The following is a 15,744-nucleotide window of genomic DNA, read 5'->3' as shown; positions in this document are numbered from 1 at the left end:
CAAAATCCCCGCTCTGCGCTGTGCGCACTTCGCCAGCCGCCGGACACTGCCGCACCTGATTTTCAACCGCGCGTTTCATCACGGGCTTAAATGTCCGGTCACTGTATAACCGCCTCCGGATACCGTGACCGTGACTGCTCCCAGCAGATCGGTGCGCGCCACACGGGAGCCGCTCTCTTCCAGCCGCGCAAGCAGCTCTTTATGCGGATGTCCGTAGGAATTTCCCGCTCCGCAGGAAATAACGGTAAGCTCCGGCTTTGTCTGCGCAAGAAACGCCATCGGCGTGGAATTTTTTGAGCCATGATGCGCTGCCTTCAGCACATCCACATCCCCTGAAAGCCCTTCCGCTAAAAGCTGCGCCTCCCCGGTTCCTTCCACATCGCCGGTAAACAGTGCCCGGAAGGAGCCGTACTCCACCGCAGCAACGACAGAAGCCGCATTGCTGTTTTCATACACGCTCCCGCGCTGCGGCGCTAAAACCCGCACCGTCATTTCCCCGGCGCGGATGACGTCGCCTCCGCCCACAAACTGCACCGCTATATCCTGCTGCTCTGCCAGCGCAAGCAGCCTCTGCCCCAGCTCCGGCGTATCGTCCACCTCCGGCAGAAGCAGGGTTCCAATGGTGATTCCCGCCGCGTTCCGCCCGTCCAGCCCCCGCTCGTATCCCTCCAGTATCTCAAGCAGCGCGCTCACATGGTCCTCATCGTAGTGGGAGATCAGCCAGTAGTCCACCCGTCCGGCGCCGCTGCTTTTTAAAAATGGCTCCACACAGTTTTCCGCCAGATTTTTCTCACTGCTGCTTCCGCCGTCAATCATCCAGACGGAATGCTCCCGGTTCCGGATACAGCAGCCGTCCCCCTGCCCCACGTCCAGAAAGGTCATGGAGAAGGGACGCGGTTCTCTGACAAAAAATATCCCTGCTAACAGTATAATTGCTGCGCCGCACTTTATCAAATCTATTTTTCCTGTTTTAACAAATTTTTCACGGATTCCCGGCTTTTTTTCAAATTTTCCGCAAAACGCCAGCAAAAGAAGCAGCGCCGCGTAATACACGATAAGCCGGCAAAGCTCCGGCTGCCCCGTCACGATGCCCGAAAGAGGCAGCAGACGCACTTTCCCGCACAGAATCCGGACAGCCTCCAGCAGATAATGCGCCGGCGCCAGCAGAAATCTGCCCGCCTCCCGGTTTAAAGCGGCGCCGGCGATCCCCGCCATGCCAAAGCCCAGGACAAACGGCATCAGCGGCAGCACACAGAGATTGACCAGCACATTATACAGCGGAAACTGATAATAAAAGTACGCTGTCACCGGAAGCGTCATAATCTGCACTCCCAGGCTCATTCCCAGCGTCGTGCCCTTCAGCAGACGGCTCTTCCACCCGTTCGCAAGGAGAATGCCGCCCACCGCCCCGAAGGACAGAAGAAATCCCGCCTGGTGCAGCGCCTGCCGCTTTCCGAGCAGAATCGCCGCAGCGGAAAGCGCCAGACTGGTGGCGGAATCCGCCGTGCGCCCCGTCACCTGCGCCAGCAGAAACATCCCGAACATCAGCACCGCCCGCACTGCAGAGACCGGATATCCGGTCATGCAGGCATACGCCGCCATCACCGCCGCGCAGACGCCCGCCGCTCCCGCAAACGGAACGCGCAGCTTCCGCAGCGCCCCGAACAGCGCCATGCCGGTCATGGAGACGTGCAGCCCCGAAATCGCCAGCAGATGCAGAATCCCGGTATCCGCATACAAATCTTTGATTTCTTCGTCCAGAATCCCTTTATCGCCGAGCAGCATGGCGGATAAAATGCCGGCGTCCGCCTCCACGCCTGCCTCCTTTAGAAGTCCCCTGGCGTACAGCCGGAAATCGGAAATCGCGTTGCGCAGCGGATACACCCGGTCGTCCCGCCAAAGAAGCTCTGCTTTTCGCAGAAGCATTCCGACACCCATATCGCTGTAATACATCTTCGCGTCAAAGCCGCCCGGATTTCTCTGCTCCTTAAGGTAAGTGCAGACGCCGGAAACACGCACACGATTTCCAAGGGCAATCTTCTGCGCTTCCTTTAAATATACGATTATTCTGTTTTTATATTCACTGGTTTTCTGCGAAGAACCCGCAGCCTGTGATTCAATGGAAATGTCTTTCAGATAAATTCTCTGACTGTTTTGTTTAAATTCCTGTCTGTAAACTGTGCCGCTTACCGTCAGTTCGTCCCCCTCCGGCGCCGGGCGGACATCCTCCCCGGATGTCCCTCCCCGGAAAGTGCCGGAGAGCACAAACCACAAGAGAAGCAGACAGCAGATACAGCATAAATGCCGCTCGTGCATCCGTCTCTCCTTTTCTTACTGTTTTTCTGACGCCAGGTCTGACCCCGGCCGCAATGCTGCGGATCGCGGCGCGCCGCCGATCCTTCAAAGATTCGCGCCGCGCACACCTACAATCCGATGGAGGGCTTTGCATCCTGCTCCGCCTCCGTGCTCTCCGCTGTCTCGATCAGAGCGCTGTTCCGGTGGAACGGTCCCGTCAGATTCAGGCTTTCTTTATAAAGCACGTTCGTCTGACCTTCTACCTGGAACTGTACGCGCTCCACGCCAAGCATATCGCAGAGACTGTTTACAATGCTGTAAATCGTTACCTCCGGCTGAAGATTATCGTCATCGCGCACGCTGAGAAACTCCTTGCTAAGATTCAGCGTGCAGAGATTGTCCTCCACCGTTATACTGATAACACTCACATCCTCCGGCAATACCGGCAGGAGCTGTGAATTCATCGGTCCCTTCAGAAGCTGCTCCATAACCACCCGCTCCAGCGTAGTGTTGCTGGAGTAATGCACATTGCGCACCTCGCGCACCAGCTTGTTGCCCTCTTTATTGGAAAAATAAAGCGAGAGCGACGCATACCGGTAGGAGTTGGTGCCAACCTGCGCATTCAGAAACATACTGGCGGTCATCGCACCCACCGGTTCCCCGGAAATGTCCCGCAGCACATCATTACCAATGTGAAAAACGACTGTGCGCACCTCCTGCATCTGCGTCATCGTCATGACGACCGCCGCGCGCAGAAGAATCTCCGCCGCCGGGTCAAGATTCTGGTATTCCTCATTAAAGGTTACGGTAAGCTGCCCGTCCGAAAGGGAATTTCCGGTAATTTCCACGCCGGATGCCAGCACGCTGGCGTGCTCCGCCGGCGCGGAGGGCGACGCCATCTTATCAAGCAGCTCCGGTATCAGCTCCCCGGTATCCGCTGCCTGCGCATGATAGCTTTCCGTCGCAAGCCTGGTCTTCTCCATATTTGTATAGTAAATCTGATATCCGGAGCTGTCAGTTCCTTTTTTCGCACAGCCCGCCATGCCAATCAGCAGAAGCACAGCCAGAAAACTGCAAAAAATCCTTTTCATCGCTTCCTCCTGCCTATTCCGAATAGAGCAGCGGAACACGCACGGTAAACGTGGTTCCGGCGCCCTCTTCACTGTATACCTTAATTACGCCGCGGTGCATCATGATCGCGCTCCTCGCAATCGCAAGTCCGAGACCGGTTCCGCCGATTTCCCTGGAATGCGACTTGTCCACACGGTAGAAGCGCTCAAAAATATGCTCCTGGTCCGCCTGCGGGATGCCGATACCGTTGTCCTCCACCTTCACGTAGAAGTATTTGTGATCCGTGTTAATCGACAGATGCACCCATCCGCCCTCCCGGTTATACTTCACCGCATTCTCCACCAGGTTTGAAATCGCCAGCGTCAGCTTTGTCTCATCGACCTCGGCAATCACCGGCTTGTAGCTGTCCAGCACCAGCTCAATATTGCGCTTTGCCGCAATCGGACGCAGGCGCTTTAAAATCAGCTCGATCAGCTCGTTGATGTTCGTCGCCTGGATATTTACGTCAGACGCCTTGCGGTCCATCTTTACGAGCGAGAGCAGGTCATTGATAATCTTGTTTTCGCGTTCGATCTCCTCCGCGATATCCTGCAGAAACTCCTTATAGAGCTCCGGCGGCACGTCCTCCTGCATCAGCAGGGAATCCGCCAGCACCTTCATGGAGGTGATCGGCGTTTTCAGCTCGTGCGAGACGTTCGATACAAATTCCTGCCGCGAATCGTCCAGCGCCTTCATACGCCCCAGCATACGGTTGTACGCTTCCGAGAGCACCTGCGTCTCCGTGTAGTCCACCAGTGTAAGGTCGTCGCCCAGAAAGCCGCCGTTGATGCCTTCCATAGCCTCCGTCACCTTTTTAAACGGCTTCACCAGAATGCCGGACGTATACAGCGCCGCCACCAGCACGGCGACGATCAGCCCTATCTGCAGAATGGATACCTGCCTGCCCAGCTCATCCTTTCCCTCCAGAACGCTTGCCGTCTCCGAGCTGACGATCAGCGCGCCGACCACCTCTTTTGTGACCGCCTCCTCTATCGGAATCGCCAGCTCCACGAACCGGTTTGACGAATCGCGCGTAAGGCTGTCCTCCCCGCGGAAGCACTTAATCACCTCTTCGGATACCAGATATTTCCCGACATCCAGACCATAGGTATCCTCTATAATCTCAAATTCGCGGTTTACCACCACCAGCCGCCCGCCATACAGCGTCGCAAGCTGCTCCATTTCGGTCACAAAGCCGCTGATATCCAGATTCAGACCGGTAACAGAGCTGCCCATGCGGTCCGCAAGATTCTCGCTCTGGTTCTGCAGCATCCTGCCGCGCTGGATAATCGACTGCTCCTCGTATTTTTCCAGAATGCTCATCTTCATCAACAGAATCGGGATAATACCGACCAGACCGACGATCAGAAAAATGCGCAGCCGGAGACTTTTCAGCAGCCGGACTACTCCTTTGTATTGAAAAATCGACTTCAGTTTATTTTTCATGGTCTTCCTTTAGTGCTGAAAATAGTAACCCACACCCCATTTTGTATGTACATATTTCGGCTCGCTGGGATTTTCCTCAATCTTTTCGCGCAGCCGGCGGATGTGGACGTCAACCGTGCGCACATCGCCCGGATACTCGTAGCCCCAGACCGTATCCAAAAGGTTTTCCCGGCTGTACACCTTGCCCGGATTGAACACGAGCAGCTCCAGCACATCGAATTCCTTTGCCGTCAGATTGATTTCTTTGCCCGCAATGGTCACTCTTCTGCTCTCGCAGTCCAGCACCAGGTCTCCCGCTTCCACAACTCTGCTCCTGCTCTCCGCCGCGGCAGGCTTTCCGGTGCGGCGCATGATCGCCTTGATGCGTGCCTTTACCTCCAGGATATTAAACGGCTTTGTGATATAGTCGTCCGCCCCGTATTCCAGTCCCATGATTTTATCCATATCGTCGCCCTTTGCGGTCAGCATGACAATGGGAACATTGGAAAATTCCCGTATCTGCTGGCACACAGAAAGACCGTCCACCTTGGGCAGCATCAAATCCAGCAGCACCATGTCGTACTCCTTGTTTTTTGCCATCTGCAGTGCTTCTTCCCCGTCATATGCGCAGTCCACTTCCATTCCGTCCTGCTCCAGACTGAAACGGATTCCCTTCACTATCAACTTTTCGTCATCCACTACCAAAACCTGCTTCGCCATCTGTCTCTCCTTTACCTGACTGCTATCTCATCTTTTATCTTCTGAAAAGTGGCTTCTTTGATGCCGCTTACATTCATGATCTCTTCCGCCGACTGAAAGCCGCCGTTCGCCTCGCGGTACGCGATGATATCCCTTGCGCGCGCCTCCCCGATACCGGTGAGCGTACAGAGCTGCGCGATATCTGCCGTATTGATATTGACCTTCGTCTCCTGCCCGGCTGCGCTTTCCATCTGCTGCCCCGGCGCCTGCTCCTGCCCGCCCGCCGCGTTCTGCACGGGCTCCGGCGCCGCTATTCCCTGCGCCGCGGCTTCCTCCTGCGTATACACGTAGATTTTTGCCGCATCCTGCAGAAACGCCGCCTGGTTAAGCGACGCAAGATCTGCGTTTTCCAGAAGCCCGCCAGCCGCCGCTACTGCATCGCAGACTCGCGCTCCCGCCGCCAGCTCATAAACGCCCGGACGCTGCACCGCTCCGCAGATATCCACAAAAATTGCCGGCGTCTCGGTGATGCCTTCTGTCTCCGCAGCCATCCCGGATACGCCGAAGGCGCCGTCCACCGCCGGTTCCCCGCCAGCCGCGCTCTCTGCCCCGGCATTGCCGTCCGCCTGCCATGCTTCTTCTGCCCCGGCACTGCCATCCGCCTGCCGTGCTTCTTCTGCCGCAGTACCGTCCGGCTGCTGTATTTCTTCCGCCGCTGCGCCGTCCGCCTGCCGCGCTTCTTCTGATGCGTCGGTCGCTCCCGGCTGTTTTGCGGTGGATTCCCAGATTACCTCCGGCTTCCTCCCGGCGCAGCCTGCGCCGCACAAAAGCACAAATACGGTAATCATTCCCATAAAAAATCTTTTTTTCAACTGCATAATCTCCTTTGCCTGCCGGCAGCGGAGGTCCCCTTATGCCTTACTTATTTTAACGGAAATCTTGCGGAATTACAATAGCCTTTTTATATTTTTGTAATATTTTACAGACCGGGATCCTATTTCTCAAATATAATAATTCCGGCAATCGCCACCAGCATCCCGATAAGCCTGCGCACGGAAAATTCCGTTTTCTCCATACCAAATATTCCAAACAGCTCAATCAGCCATGCCACTGCAAGCTGCGCGATGACGATCAGCATCGCCGCCTTTGCCGGTCCGAGCATCCCCATGCTCTTTACGACTGTGACAGTGATAAAGGCACCGATCACTCCGCCGAGCAGCGTATATTTGTGCGGCACCTGCATAAGCGCGCCGAAGCTGCTGCGGTCGGTAATCAGCCACGCCGCCAGACAGACAAGCAGCGCCGAAAACTGCACAAACGCCGTCGACACCCACAGGCTGGTATTTTTTGTGACGTCGGTGTTAAAAACTCCCTGCACGCTCATCAGCGCGCCCGATAACAGTGCGATCAGAATTCCAAACATAATAAAAACTCCCTTTCCCAGACATTCTTTCCGATAGTATCTGCAAAAAGGAGTTTTTCATACACGTTCATCCGTTTACTGGAGAGAATCCAGCGCCGCTGAAAGTTTCTGCACCATTTCGTCAATATGCTCTTTTTCAATAATGAGCGGCGGCACCAGCCGGAGCACGTCGCTGCCGGCGGAGATTACGATCAGTCCGCATTCACGCGCCGCGTTTATCACCTCGCCGACCGTTTTTCCGTTTCCGACTACCACGCCCTGCATCAGTCCCATGCCGCGGCGCCCCGTCAGGCAGTCATACTTCTCTGTCAGCTCATCCAGCTTCTGCTCCAGATACGGCGCTACCTGCCGCACATGTCCGGTGATATCCTTCTCTTTAAAAATCTCCAGTACCTTTGCCGCCGCCGCGCAGGCGAACGGGTTGCCGCCGTAGGTCGTCCCGTGGTCGCCCGGCACCAGAGACGCCGACGCCGTTTTTTCATTCAGAACAAACGCCCCCACCGGCACGCCGCAGCCGAGCGCCTTCGCGCAGGTCATGATATCCGGCTGCACGCCATAGGTCTGCCACGCGAACATTTCCCCGCAGCGTCCCATGCCGCACTGGATTTCATCGAGAATCATCAGCAGATCGTGCTCGTCGCACAGTGCGCGGATACCCTCCAGGAACTCTTTATCCGCCGGATAGATTCCGCCCTCTCCCTGGACCGTCTCCAGGAGAATGGCGCAGGTTTTCTCATTTATCTGTGCCTTTACGCTTTCCAGATCGTTAAAATCAGCAAAACGCACGCCGTCCATCAGCGGCTTAAAGGCTTCCTGGTAATGCGGGTTGCCCGTCACCGAGAGCGCCCCGACGCTCCTGCCGTGGAAGGAATGGTTCATGGCGATAATCTCATAGCCCGGCTTCGGCCCCTTTAAGAATGCGTATTTGCGCGCCGCCTTGATGGCGCCCTCAATCGCTTCCGTCCCGCTGTTGGTAAAGAACACTTTGCTCATGCCGGACGCCTCCACCAGCCTTTCCGCCGCATCCGCCAGCGGTACATTATAAAACAGATTGGAGGTGTGGATTACTTTGTCAATCTGCGCCTTCAGCGCCTCATCAAAGCCCGGATAATGATAGCCCAGTCCCATCACGGCAATCCCGGCGGCAAAATCCAGGTATTTCTTTCCGTCCGTATCCTTTAAATAGACGCCCTCGCCGGATTCAAAGACCACCGGCGCACGGTTGTAGGTGTGCAGCACATAATTTTCTGTCCGTTCCATATAATTATCCATGAAAATACCTCTTTTCTGTATCATTTATGATAGCGGTACCGACGCCGCGGTCCGTGAAGAATTCCAGAAGCAGGCAGTGCGCAATACGCCCGTCCAGAATATGGACGCGGGAAACGCCCGCCTTCATCGCCTCGATACAGTTCTGCAGCTTCGGCAGCATTCCGCCGCCCGCCATGCCGCTCGCCAGAAATTCCTCCGCCTCCGGGATCGTCATCTCGGAAATCAGCGAGGATTTATCAAGCGGATTGCGGTAAACACCCTCGATATCCGTGAGAAACGCCAGCTTTGTGGCGCCCATCGCCGAGGCGATCGCGCACGCCGCATCGTCCGCATTTATATTGTAGGAATGATATGCGTCATCGGAACCGATCGGACAGATTACCGGCACAAAATCGTCGTTTAAAAGCTTTTCCAGAAGCCCCGTGTTGACCTTCTTAATCTCGCCCACATAGCCGATATCCTGCCCCTTTGAGAGCTTTTTCTCCACCCGCAGCAGTGTTCCGTCCTTTCCGCTGATGCCGACCGCATGTACGCCGAGCTTTTCCATCATGGAGACAAGTCCCTTATTGATTCTGTTCAGCACCATTTCGGCAATCTCCATCGTTTCTTTATCGGTCACGCGCAGCCCGTTTACAAACCGTGTCTCCAGTCCGGCTTTGTTTACCCATTTCGTGATTTCCTTTCCGCCGCCGTGTACGATAATCGGCCGGAAACCGACCAGCTTCAGAAGCGCAACATCCCGGATGACGCTCTTTTTGAGCTCGTGGTCCACCATCGCGCTCCCGCCGTATTTTACCACCATAATTTTCCCGTGAAAACGCTGTATATAAGGCAGCGCCTCATTTAATACCTCGGCTTTCTGCAGCCAGTTTTCCATTGATTCCATTTTACTGTATCCTTTCCCTCATGCTTTCCGGTAACCGGCAGCTATTTCTTTTGCCGGCGTCTCTTACCGCGTCCCCTGCAAAATCTATGAACGGTAGTCCGCGTTTATTTTCACATAATCATATGTGAGGTCGCAGCCCCACGCCGTCGCCTGGGCGTCTCCCATCTTTACATCGGCAATCACGATTACCTCTTCCTCGGAGAGAATCCTGCTCGCCTCTTTTTCGCTGTAATCAAGCGCCACGCCGTTTTCAATGATTTTCAGACTTCCCGCCGCACTCTCAAACGTCAGGTCCACCTTCTCCGGGTCAAACTGCGCCCCGGAATAGCCCATCGCGCAGAGGATTCTTCCCCAGTTGGCGTCATGGCCGTAAATCGCCGCCTTGGTAAGACTGGAGGTAATCACAGATTTGCTTAAGGTCACCGCCTGCTCTTTCGATTCCGCATGAATCACCTTCACGGTAAACAGCGCTGTCGCGCCCTCCCCGTCGCCCGCCATTTTGCGTGCAAGATATGTATTTACGTAATTCAAGGCGCTTAAAAATGTGTGATAATCCTCATTTTCTTCTGTGATTTCCGGATTTCCCGCCTGCCCGTTGGCGAGCAGCAGCACCGTATCGTTCGTGGAGGTATCCCCGTCCACCGAAATCATATTATAGGTATCCTGGATATCCGTGCTCAGCGCCTTCTGCAGCAATTCTTTTGAAATCGCCGCATCCGTCGTCAGAAAGCTTAACATGGTGCACATATTCGGATGGATCATGCCGGAGCCCTTGCACATGCCGCCCAGGGTTACTTCCTTTCCGCCCAGCGTAAACTGCACAGCAATTTCTTTTTTTACCGTATCCGTCGTCATAATTGCTTTTGCCGCTGCCGTTCCGTTTTCCACGGAGCTGTTCTTCGTCTCTGCAAGCTCCTTTATGCCCTTTTTGATGCGCTCCATCGGAAGCTGCATTCCGATAACGCCCGTGGAACCGACCAGCACCGCCTCAGCAGGAATATCCAGCGCCGCTGCCGCTGCCGCTGCCGTCTCCCTGCAGTATCCGTAGCCTTCCGCTCCGGTACAGGCATTGGCGATTCCGCTGTTCACCACCACCGCCTGCGCGTACTCCGAGTGCTTCACCACTTCCATATCCCACTTTACCGGAGCCGCCTTCACAAGATTGGTCGTAAAGGTTCCCGCCGCGCGGCACGGAGCCTTGCTGTAAATCAGCGCCATATCCGTCCTGTCTTTGTATTTAATTGCCGCTGCCGCCGCTGCCGCTTCAAATCCCTTCGCGGCTGTCACGCCGCCCTCTGTCTGCTTCATTTTTCCATCTCCTCCTGTTTTCTCCGTCCTCAACTGCCTGGCTTACGCATCACAGACATCATTTTCTGCTTCTGACACGCCGGTGCCGCCTGCCTTACTTGTTAAATGCCGTGATATTCTCTTCGTTCAGCACAAAATCATAGTAATTCAGATCTTCCCGCCTGGTCCAGCCGATTTCCTTCCAGAAGGTGTTGCCGATATCGTTCCGGGTAAAGGCAATCAGCGAGACTTTATTGATTTTCTCTTTTTTTAACGCTTCCATCGCAAATACGACCATCGCCTTGCCGATTCCCTGCTTGCGGAAATCCGGATGCACGCACACATGATAGAGACATCCGCGTCTGCCATCATGTCCGCAGAGAATGCTCCCGATGATTCTGCCGTCCCGCTCCGCCACCACACTGCATCCCGGATTCCGTTTAAGGAACCGCGCAACGCCCTCATAAGAGTCGTCCACACTGCGGATGCCGAAGCCGCTGATCTGCATCCAGAGCTTATGCACCTGCGCAAAGTCGTCGATTGTCATACTGCGTATCATATCCTGCTGCTCCATTTTTCTCTCACTTCCATTCTACGGGAATACCGGCGCCAGCTCCAGTCCCATGCTCTCCGGCAGTCCGAACATCAGATTCATGTTCTGCACCGCCTGTCCTGCCGCTCCCTTTACCAGATTATCCATCGCGCCCATCATAATCAGGCGGTTTGTTCTGGCGTCGACCACAACGTTCACATCTACGTAATTACTGCCCTCCACCCATCTGGTCTGCGGGCAGACGCCCTCGTCGAGGACGCGGACAAATTTTTCCTTCTCATAATATTTCTGATACAGCGCCTTCACATCTGCATAAGTGACATCCTTCTTCAGCGAAGCGTATGCCGTAATCAGAATGCCGCGGTTCATCGGCACCAGATGCGGCGTGAAATTCAGCGTCACCGGATGCCCCGCCGCATAGCCAAGCTGCTCCTCTATCTCCGGCGTATGGCGGTGATTTGCCACGCCGTAAGCCTTGATATTTTCATTTACCTCGCAGAAAAGATTATCCACCTTTGCGCCTCTCCCCGCTCCGGAGGTGCCGGACTTCGCATCGATGATCAGCGTCGCCGTATCAATCAGTCCTTCCTTCACCGCCGGATAAACCGACAGCGTGCTGCAGGTCGGATAGCAGCCCGGATTCGCCAGCAGCCGCGCCCCTCTGATCTGCTCCCGGTTGATTTCGCACAGGCCATAGACCGCTTCCTTAATAAACTGCGGTGATTTGTGCTCCATCCCGTACCATTTTTCATAAACAGCGACATCCTTAATACGGTAATCCGCACTCAGGTCTATCACCTTTGTCTGCGATAAAATCTCCTCCGACATCAGGGATGCGCAGAAGCCCTGCGGGGTCGCCGTAAAAATCACATCCGCCTCCCCCGCAAGCTTTTCCAGATTATCGTCCCGGCAGACATCCTCCACAATCTCAAACATATTGCGGTATACATCCGCATATTTCTTATCTATGTAGCTTCTGGAACCGTACCAGACAATTTCCGCCTCCCGGTGTCCCATCAGGAGGCGCACCAGCTCGCCGCCCGCATATCCTGTCGCTCCGATAATTCCTGCTTTTATCATATTCTCCGTCTCCCGTATTTTTATAATTTCACATGATGCCTGCCGGCTGCAGTATCTCTGATTCCGGCATCTTTTCATCATACGCGCTTTTTGCGTATATTGCAAGCGCATTCTTTTTTGCTTTTCGCCTTTCTGCACCGTCATGCATAACTATACATTATTTCTGCATATTATGCAAGTATGTTTTTGATTTTATGCACTATTTTCTTTATTTTATGCATATTTATAAATTTTTTTGAATTTATGCTTGCATAATCCGCGGATATGATGTATAGTAATCTCTGATAAAAGAACGGCTGTAATACGTTACTGCAGGCAGTAACCGTGCTACCGAAGATTTTGAGGAGGACATCATCATGAAAGAAAAAGTAATTCTGGCATATTCAGGCGGTCTGGATACTACGGCGCTGATTCCGTGGCTGAAGGAAACATTTGACTACGAGGTAATCTGCTGCTGCATCAACTGCGGACAGGGCAACGAACTGGACGGTCTGGAGGAGCGCGCAAAATTATCCGGCGCTTCCAAATTATATATTGAAGATATTATTGACGAATTCTGCGACGATTTTATCATGCCGTGCGTAAAAGCAGGCGCCGTATATGAGCACAAATATCTGCTCGGCACCTCTATGGCGCGTCCGGTCATCGCAAAGCGTCTTGTGGAGATTGCCCGCAAGGAGGGCGCTACCACCATCTGCCACGGCGCAACCGGTAAAGGAAATGACCAGATCCGCTTTGAGCTCAGCATCAAGGCGCTTGCCCCCGATTTAAAGATTGTGGCTCCGTGGCGCATGACCGATGTCTGGACCATGCAGTCCCGCGAGGATGAAATCGAATACTGCCGCCAGCACGGCATCGACCTTCCGTTTGACGCAAGCCACAGCTACAGCCGCGACCGCAACCTCTGGCACATCAGTCACGAGGGTCTGGAGCTGGAAGATCCGGCAAACGAGCCGAACTACGACCATATGCTGGTACTCGGCGTTACTCCGGAGAAAGCGCCGGACGAGGCGGAATACGTTACCATGACCTTTGAAGCCGGTGTGCCGAAGACACTGAACGGCAAGGCGATGAAGGTTTCTGAGATCATCACGGAGCTGAACGCGCTTGGCGGAAAGCACGGCATCGGTATCGTGGATATCGTGGAAAACCGTGTAGTCGGCATGAAGTCACGCGGTGTTTATGAGACGCCGGGCGGCACCATTCTGATGGAGGCGCACGACCAGCTTGAAGAGCTGATTCTGGACCGTGAGACGCTGGAAACGAAAAAGAAACTCGGCAGCCAGTTTGCCCAGATCGTATACGAAGGAAAATGGTTCACACCGCTGCGCGAGGCAATCCAGGCTTTTGTGGACAGCACACAGCAGTATGTGACCGGAGAAGTAAAATTCAAGCTCTACAAGGGCAATATCATCAAGGCAGGCACCACCTCACCGTACAGCCTGTACAATGAATCCCTTGCTTCCTTCACAACCGGCGAGCTTTACGACCACCACGACGCAAGCGGCTTCATCACGCTGTTTGGTCTGCCGCTGAAGGTGCGCGCTATGAAAATGGCAGAAGTAGAAAAAAATAAAGAAGCATAAAAAATTGCAACAGAAAAACCGCCCGGCGGGCAGCCTCTGCAGAAAGCAGGTCGTTTACACGACGCATCTGCGGTGCATATTCCCGCCGGGCGGTATTTTATTCCCCGAAAGCAGCCCGGATGGAAGGTTGAAATTCTTCGTCACAGAAAGCCGTTCTGTGCAGGTGTGGTGCGCTTTCGCCCTGCCTCTCAGCATTTTTTACACTCCATCCCATCGATATCCGAGCGAATCTGCATCATTTCCTCATCAAGCGCAAACGCCCTGTCGGCGCACTCCTTCAGGCGGTCTGCGATATCCGTTGTCCCGCTGATTTCCTTTTTGTATTTCAGCTTGTGCTCCAGACTTGCCCAGAAATCCATCGCCATCGTTCTGAACTGCACCTCCACCGGCGTTTCCTTCGGACCGTCGGTCAAAAATATCGGCACCGTCACAATAAGGTGCAGACTCCGGTAGCCGTTCGGCTTTGGATTGCGGATATAATCCTTCCTGCGGATGACCGTGATATCGCTCTGGCTGCACAGATGCCGCTCCAGCTTATAAATATCGTCAATAAAATCGCAGATTACGCGCACCCCGGCGATATCCAGCAGGTTTTCCCGCATACTCTCCAGCGTCTTCGGATAATTTTTGCGCCGCATCTTCTCCAGGATACTTTCCGGGCTCTTCAGCCGGGTATGTATCGCCTCAATCGGATTTTTATCACGGTCAATGGAAAGCTCATTGTCCAGCACGCGCAGCTTCGTCTCAATCTCCATAATCGCGCTGCGGTACTCTGTAAACACCAGCCGGTAATTTTCGCTTTTATCGAGGAGCTCCATAACCTCTTCTACATTTAACACCCTGTTCTCTGCCATGTCCTCTGCTTTCCTTTTGCCGCCTTATTCCTTTCTCCTCAGCAAATCGTACTGCTGCACCTCTCCGGACAGCCGCACTGTCAGCTTCTGCTGCGGATGCGGAGCACTCTCCATCGGATTGCCCTCCTCATCGGCAATAGAAAGAACCGTCGCCGGCACATTTCGCCCGTCCGGCTTCATAATCTCAATTTCCTCGCCGACGGAAAATTTATTCCGCTGCTCTATCTGGCAGGTGTTCTCCTGCGCCGTCTCCGCAATGCCAAGATAAGTGTATTCCTTTATATAAGTATTATTGTCGTAAATCTGCGTGCTCTCATCCGGTTTTCCATAGAAAAACCCGGTGGTAAACTGCCGGTAGGTACAGCTCGCAATCTGCTGCTGGTACCACGGCATATTCTCCTGATATTTTTCCGGGGACGTCTGATAATCGTCTATCGCCTTCCGATAGGTGCGCGCCACGGTCGCCACATAGAGCGCCGTCTTCATCCGCCCCTCAATTTTGAAGCTGTCTATGCCCGCCTCCATCAGATCCGGAATATGCTCGATCATGCAAAGGTCCTTGGAATTAAAAATATAGGTTCCGCGCTCATTTTCATAGACCGGCAGATACTGTCCGGGACGCGTCTCCTCCACGACGGCATATTTCCAGCGGCACGGATGGGTACACGCCCCCTGGTTGGCATCCCTTCCGGTAAAATAATTGCTTAATAAGCATCTTCCCGAATAAGAAATGCACATGGCACCGTGCACAAATGTCTCGATTTCCAGCCCGTCCGGAATATTTGCGCGCAGCTCCCTGATTTCCGCCAGGGAAAGCTCCCGCGCGGATACCACACGCTTCGCCCCCAGCTCATGCCAGAAGCGGTACGTCTCATAATTCGTATTATTCGCCTGCGTGCTGATATGCACCTCAATCTCCGGACAGATACGCCTGGCGATCCGGAAAACACCAGGGTCCGCAATAATAAGGGCATCCGGACGGATATCCTTCAGCTCCCGGAAGTACGCCTCCACCCCGGCAAGGTCATAATTATGCGCCAGAATGTTCGCCGTCACATACACCCTGACGCCATGCTCATGCGCAAACGCGATTCCGGCGCGCATCTCGTCCATCGAAAAATTTTTTGCCTTCGCGCGCAGCCCAAAAGCCTCTCCGCCAATGTACACGGCATCCGCCCCGAAAACGACCGCCGTCTTCAGCACTTCCAGACTGCTCGCCGGTATCAAAAGTTCTGGTTTCCTCATCATACTCCTCATTTCCCGCATTTTCCGAA

The 15,744-nt window shown here is 54.2% G+C and carries 14 protein-coding genes; 1 reads left to right on the top strand and 13 read right to left on the bottom strand.

What is annotated here, in order from left to right; genetic code table 11:
* Positions 1–78: 78 nt before the first annotated feature.
* From NQ534_RS17755 to argC, 11 genes are all read right to left on the bottom strand, one after another.
* On the bottom strand, positions 79–2,316 hold the full coding sequence (locus NQ534_RS17755; protein WP_040783743.1) for a DNA internalization-related competence protein ComEC/Rec2: 2,238 nt from the start codon (positions 2,314–2,316) through the stop codon (positions 79–81).
* Positions 2,317–2,423: 107 nt separating this feature from the next.
* Complete coding sequence (locus NQ534_RS17750) at positions 2,424–3,386, bottom strand: GerMN domain-containing protein (protein ID WP_006862566.1); 963 nt, start codon at positions 3,384–3,386, stop codon at positions 2,424–2,426.
* A 13-nt stretch (positions 3,387–3,399) separates the two neighbouring features.
* Positions 3,400–4,851, bottom strand: a complete 1,452-nt coding sequence (locus tag NQ534_RS17745) for a sensor histidine kinase (RefSeq protein ID WP_006862565.1) — start codon at positions 4,849–4,851, stop codon at positions 3,400–3,402.
* Positions 4,852–4,860: 9 nt separating this feature from the next.
* A complete protein-coding gene (locus tag NQ534_RS17740; RefSeq protein WP_006862564.1) occupies positions 4,861–5,550 on the bottom strand; it encodes a response regulator transcription factor in 690 nt (229 codons plus the stop codon).
* Between the two features lie 11 nt (positions 5,551–5,561).
* Positions 5,562–6,401 (bottom strand): helix-hairpin-helix domain-containing protein, encoded by an 840-nt coding sequence (locus NQ534_RS17735; RefSeq protein WP_050778330.1) that lies wholly within the window; start codon positions 6,399–6,401, stop codon positions 5,562–5,564.
* A gap of 122 nt (positions 6,402–6,523) precedes the next feature.
* Positions 6,524–6,952, bottom strand: a complete 429-nt coding sequence (locus NQ534_RS17730) for a DMT family transporter (protein ID WP_006862562.1) — start codon at positions 6,950–6,952, stop codon at positions 6,524–6,526.
* A 75-nt stretch (positions 6,953–7,027) separates the two neighbouring features.
* The gene (locus NQ534_RS17725; protein WP_040783740.1) at positions 7,028–8,224 is read right to left on the bottom strand and encodes an aspartate aminotransferase family protein; all 1,197 of its coding nucleotides are present in this window, start codon (positions 8,222–8,224) and stop codon (positions 7,028–7,030) included.
* A complete protein-coding gene (argB, locus tag NQ534_RS17720) occupies positions 8,217–9,110 on the bottom strand; it encodes an acetylglutamate kinase (protein WP_074679897.1) in 894 nt (297 codons plus the stop codon). Before argB ends, NQ534_RS17725 begins: the two co-directional genes overlap by 8 nt.
* An 84-nt stretch (positions 9,111–9,194) precedes the next feature.
* A complete protein-coding gene (gene argJ, locus NQ534_RS17715) occupies positions 9,195–10,418 on the bottom strand; it encodes a bifunctional glutamate N-acetyltransferase/amino-acid acetyltransferase ArgJ (protein WP_006862559.1) in 1,224 nt (407 codons plus the stop codon).
* A gap of 94 nt (positions 10,419–10,512) precedes the next feature.
* Positions 10,513–10,956, bottom strand: coding sequence for a GNAT family N-acetyltransferase (locus NQ534_RS17710; RefSeq protein WP_040783780.1), 444 nt, complete (start codon positions 10,954–10,956; stop codon positions 10,513–10,515).
* A gap of 33 nt (positions 10,957–10,989) precedes the next feature.
* Positions 10,990–12,030: an N-acetyl-gamma-glutamyl-phosphate reductase gene (argC, locus tag NQ534_RS17705; protein ID WP_040783737.1), complete on the bottom strand. Its 1,041-nt coding sequence runs from the start codon at positions 12,028–12,030 to the stop codon at positions 10,990–10,992.
* A 356-nt stretch (positions 12,031–12,386) separates the two neighbouring features.
* On the opposite strand from argC, the gene NQ534_RS17700 reads away from it, so the two are divergent.
* On the top strand, positions 12,387–13,616 hold the full coding sequence (locus tag NQ534_RS17700; protein WP_006862556.1) for an argininosuccinate synthase: 1,230 nt from the start codon (positions 12,387–12,389) through the stop codon (positions 13,614–13,616).
* 188 nt (positions 13,617–13,804) lie between these two features.
* On the opposite strand, the gene NQ534_RS17695 is transcribed toward NQ534_RS17700, so the two are convergent.
* Together NQ534_RS17695 and NQ534_RS17690 are read right to left on the bottom strand one after the other, a co-directional pair.
* The gene (locus NQ534_RS17695; RefSeq protein ID WP_006862554.1) at positions 13,805–14,470 is read right to left on the bottom strand and encodes a GTP pyrophosphokinase; all 666 of its coding nucleotides are present in this window, start codon (positions 14,468–14,470) and stop codon (positions 13,805–13,807) included.
* A gap of 24 nt (positions 14,471–14,494) precedes the next feature.
* Positions 14,495–15,715: a peptidase U32 family protein gene (locus NQ534_RS17690; RefSeq protein ID WP_040783777.1), complete on the bottom strand. Its 1,221-nt coding sequence runs from the start codon at positions 15,713–15,715 to the stop codon at positions 14,495–14,497.
* Positions 15,716–15,744: the final 29 nt, after the last annotated feature.

The sequence above is a fragment of the Marvinbryantia formatexigens DSM 14469 genome (genome assembly GCF_025148285.1).
GTDB lineage: Bacteria > Bacillota > Clostridia > Lachnospirales > Lachnospiraceae > Marvinbryantia > Marvinbryantia formatexigens.
The sequence above is the reverse complement of the archived record's forward strand: the minus strand, read 5'-3'. Positions and strand labels throughout refer to the sequence as shown.

Bases quoted from the DNA above. Each gene is read 5' to 3' on its own strand.
- NQ534_RS17755 (WP_040783743.1), bottom strand. From the start codon at position 2,316: ATGCACGAGCGGCATTTATGCTGTATCTGCTGTCTGCTTCTCTTGTGG.
- NQ534_RS17750 (WP_006862566.1), bottom strand. From the start codon at position 3,386: ATGAAAAGGATTTTTTGCAGTTTTCTGGCTGTGCTTCTGCTGATTGGC.
- NQ534_RS17745 (WP_006862565.1), bottom strand. From the start codon at position 4,851: ATGAAAAATAAACTGAAGTCGATTTTTCAATACAAAGGAGTAGTCCGG.
- NQ534_RS17740 (WP_006862564.1), bottom strand. From the start codon at position 5,550: ATGGCGAAGCAGGTTTTGGTAGTGGATGACGAAAAGTTGATAGTGAAG.
- NQ534_RS17730 (WP_006862562.1), bottom strand. From the start codon at position 6,952: ATGTTTGGAATTCTGATCGCACTGTTATCGGGCGCGCTGATGAGCGTG.
- NQ534_RS17725 (WP_040783740.1), bottom strand. From the start codon at position 8,224: ATGGATAATTATATGGAACGGACAGAAAATTATGTGCTGCACACCTAC.
- argB (WP_074679897.1), bottom strand. From the start codon at position 9,110: ATGGAATCAATGGAAAACTGGCTGCAGAAAGCCGAGGTATTAAATGAG.
- argJ (WP_006862559.1), bottom strand. From the start codon at position 10,418: ATGAAGCAGACAGAGGGCGGCGTGACAGCCGCGAAGGGATTTGAAGCG.
- NQ534_RS17710 (WP_040783780.1), bottom strand. From the start codon at position 10,956: ATGATACGCAGTATGACAATCGACGACTTTGCGCAGGTGCATAAGCTC.
- argC (WP_040783737.1), bottom strand. From the start codon at position 12,030: ATGATAAAAGCAGGAATTATCGGAGCGACAGGATATGCGGGCGGCGAG.
- NQ534_RS17700 (WP_006862556.1), top strand. From the start codon at position 12,387: ATGAAAGAAAAAGTAATTCTGGCATATTCAGGCGGTCTGGATACTACG.
- NQ534_RS17695 (WP_006862554.1), bottom strand. From the start codon at position 14,470: ATGGCAGAGAACAGGGTGTTAAATGTAGAAGAGGTTATGGAGCTCCTC.
- NQ534_RS17690 (WP_040783777.1), bottom strand. From the start codon at position 15,715: ATGAGGAAACCAGAACTTTTGATACCGGCGAGCAGTCTGGAAGTGCTG.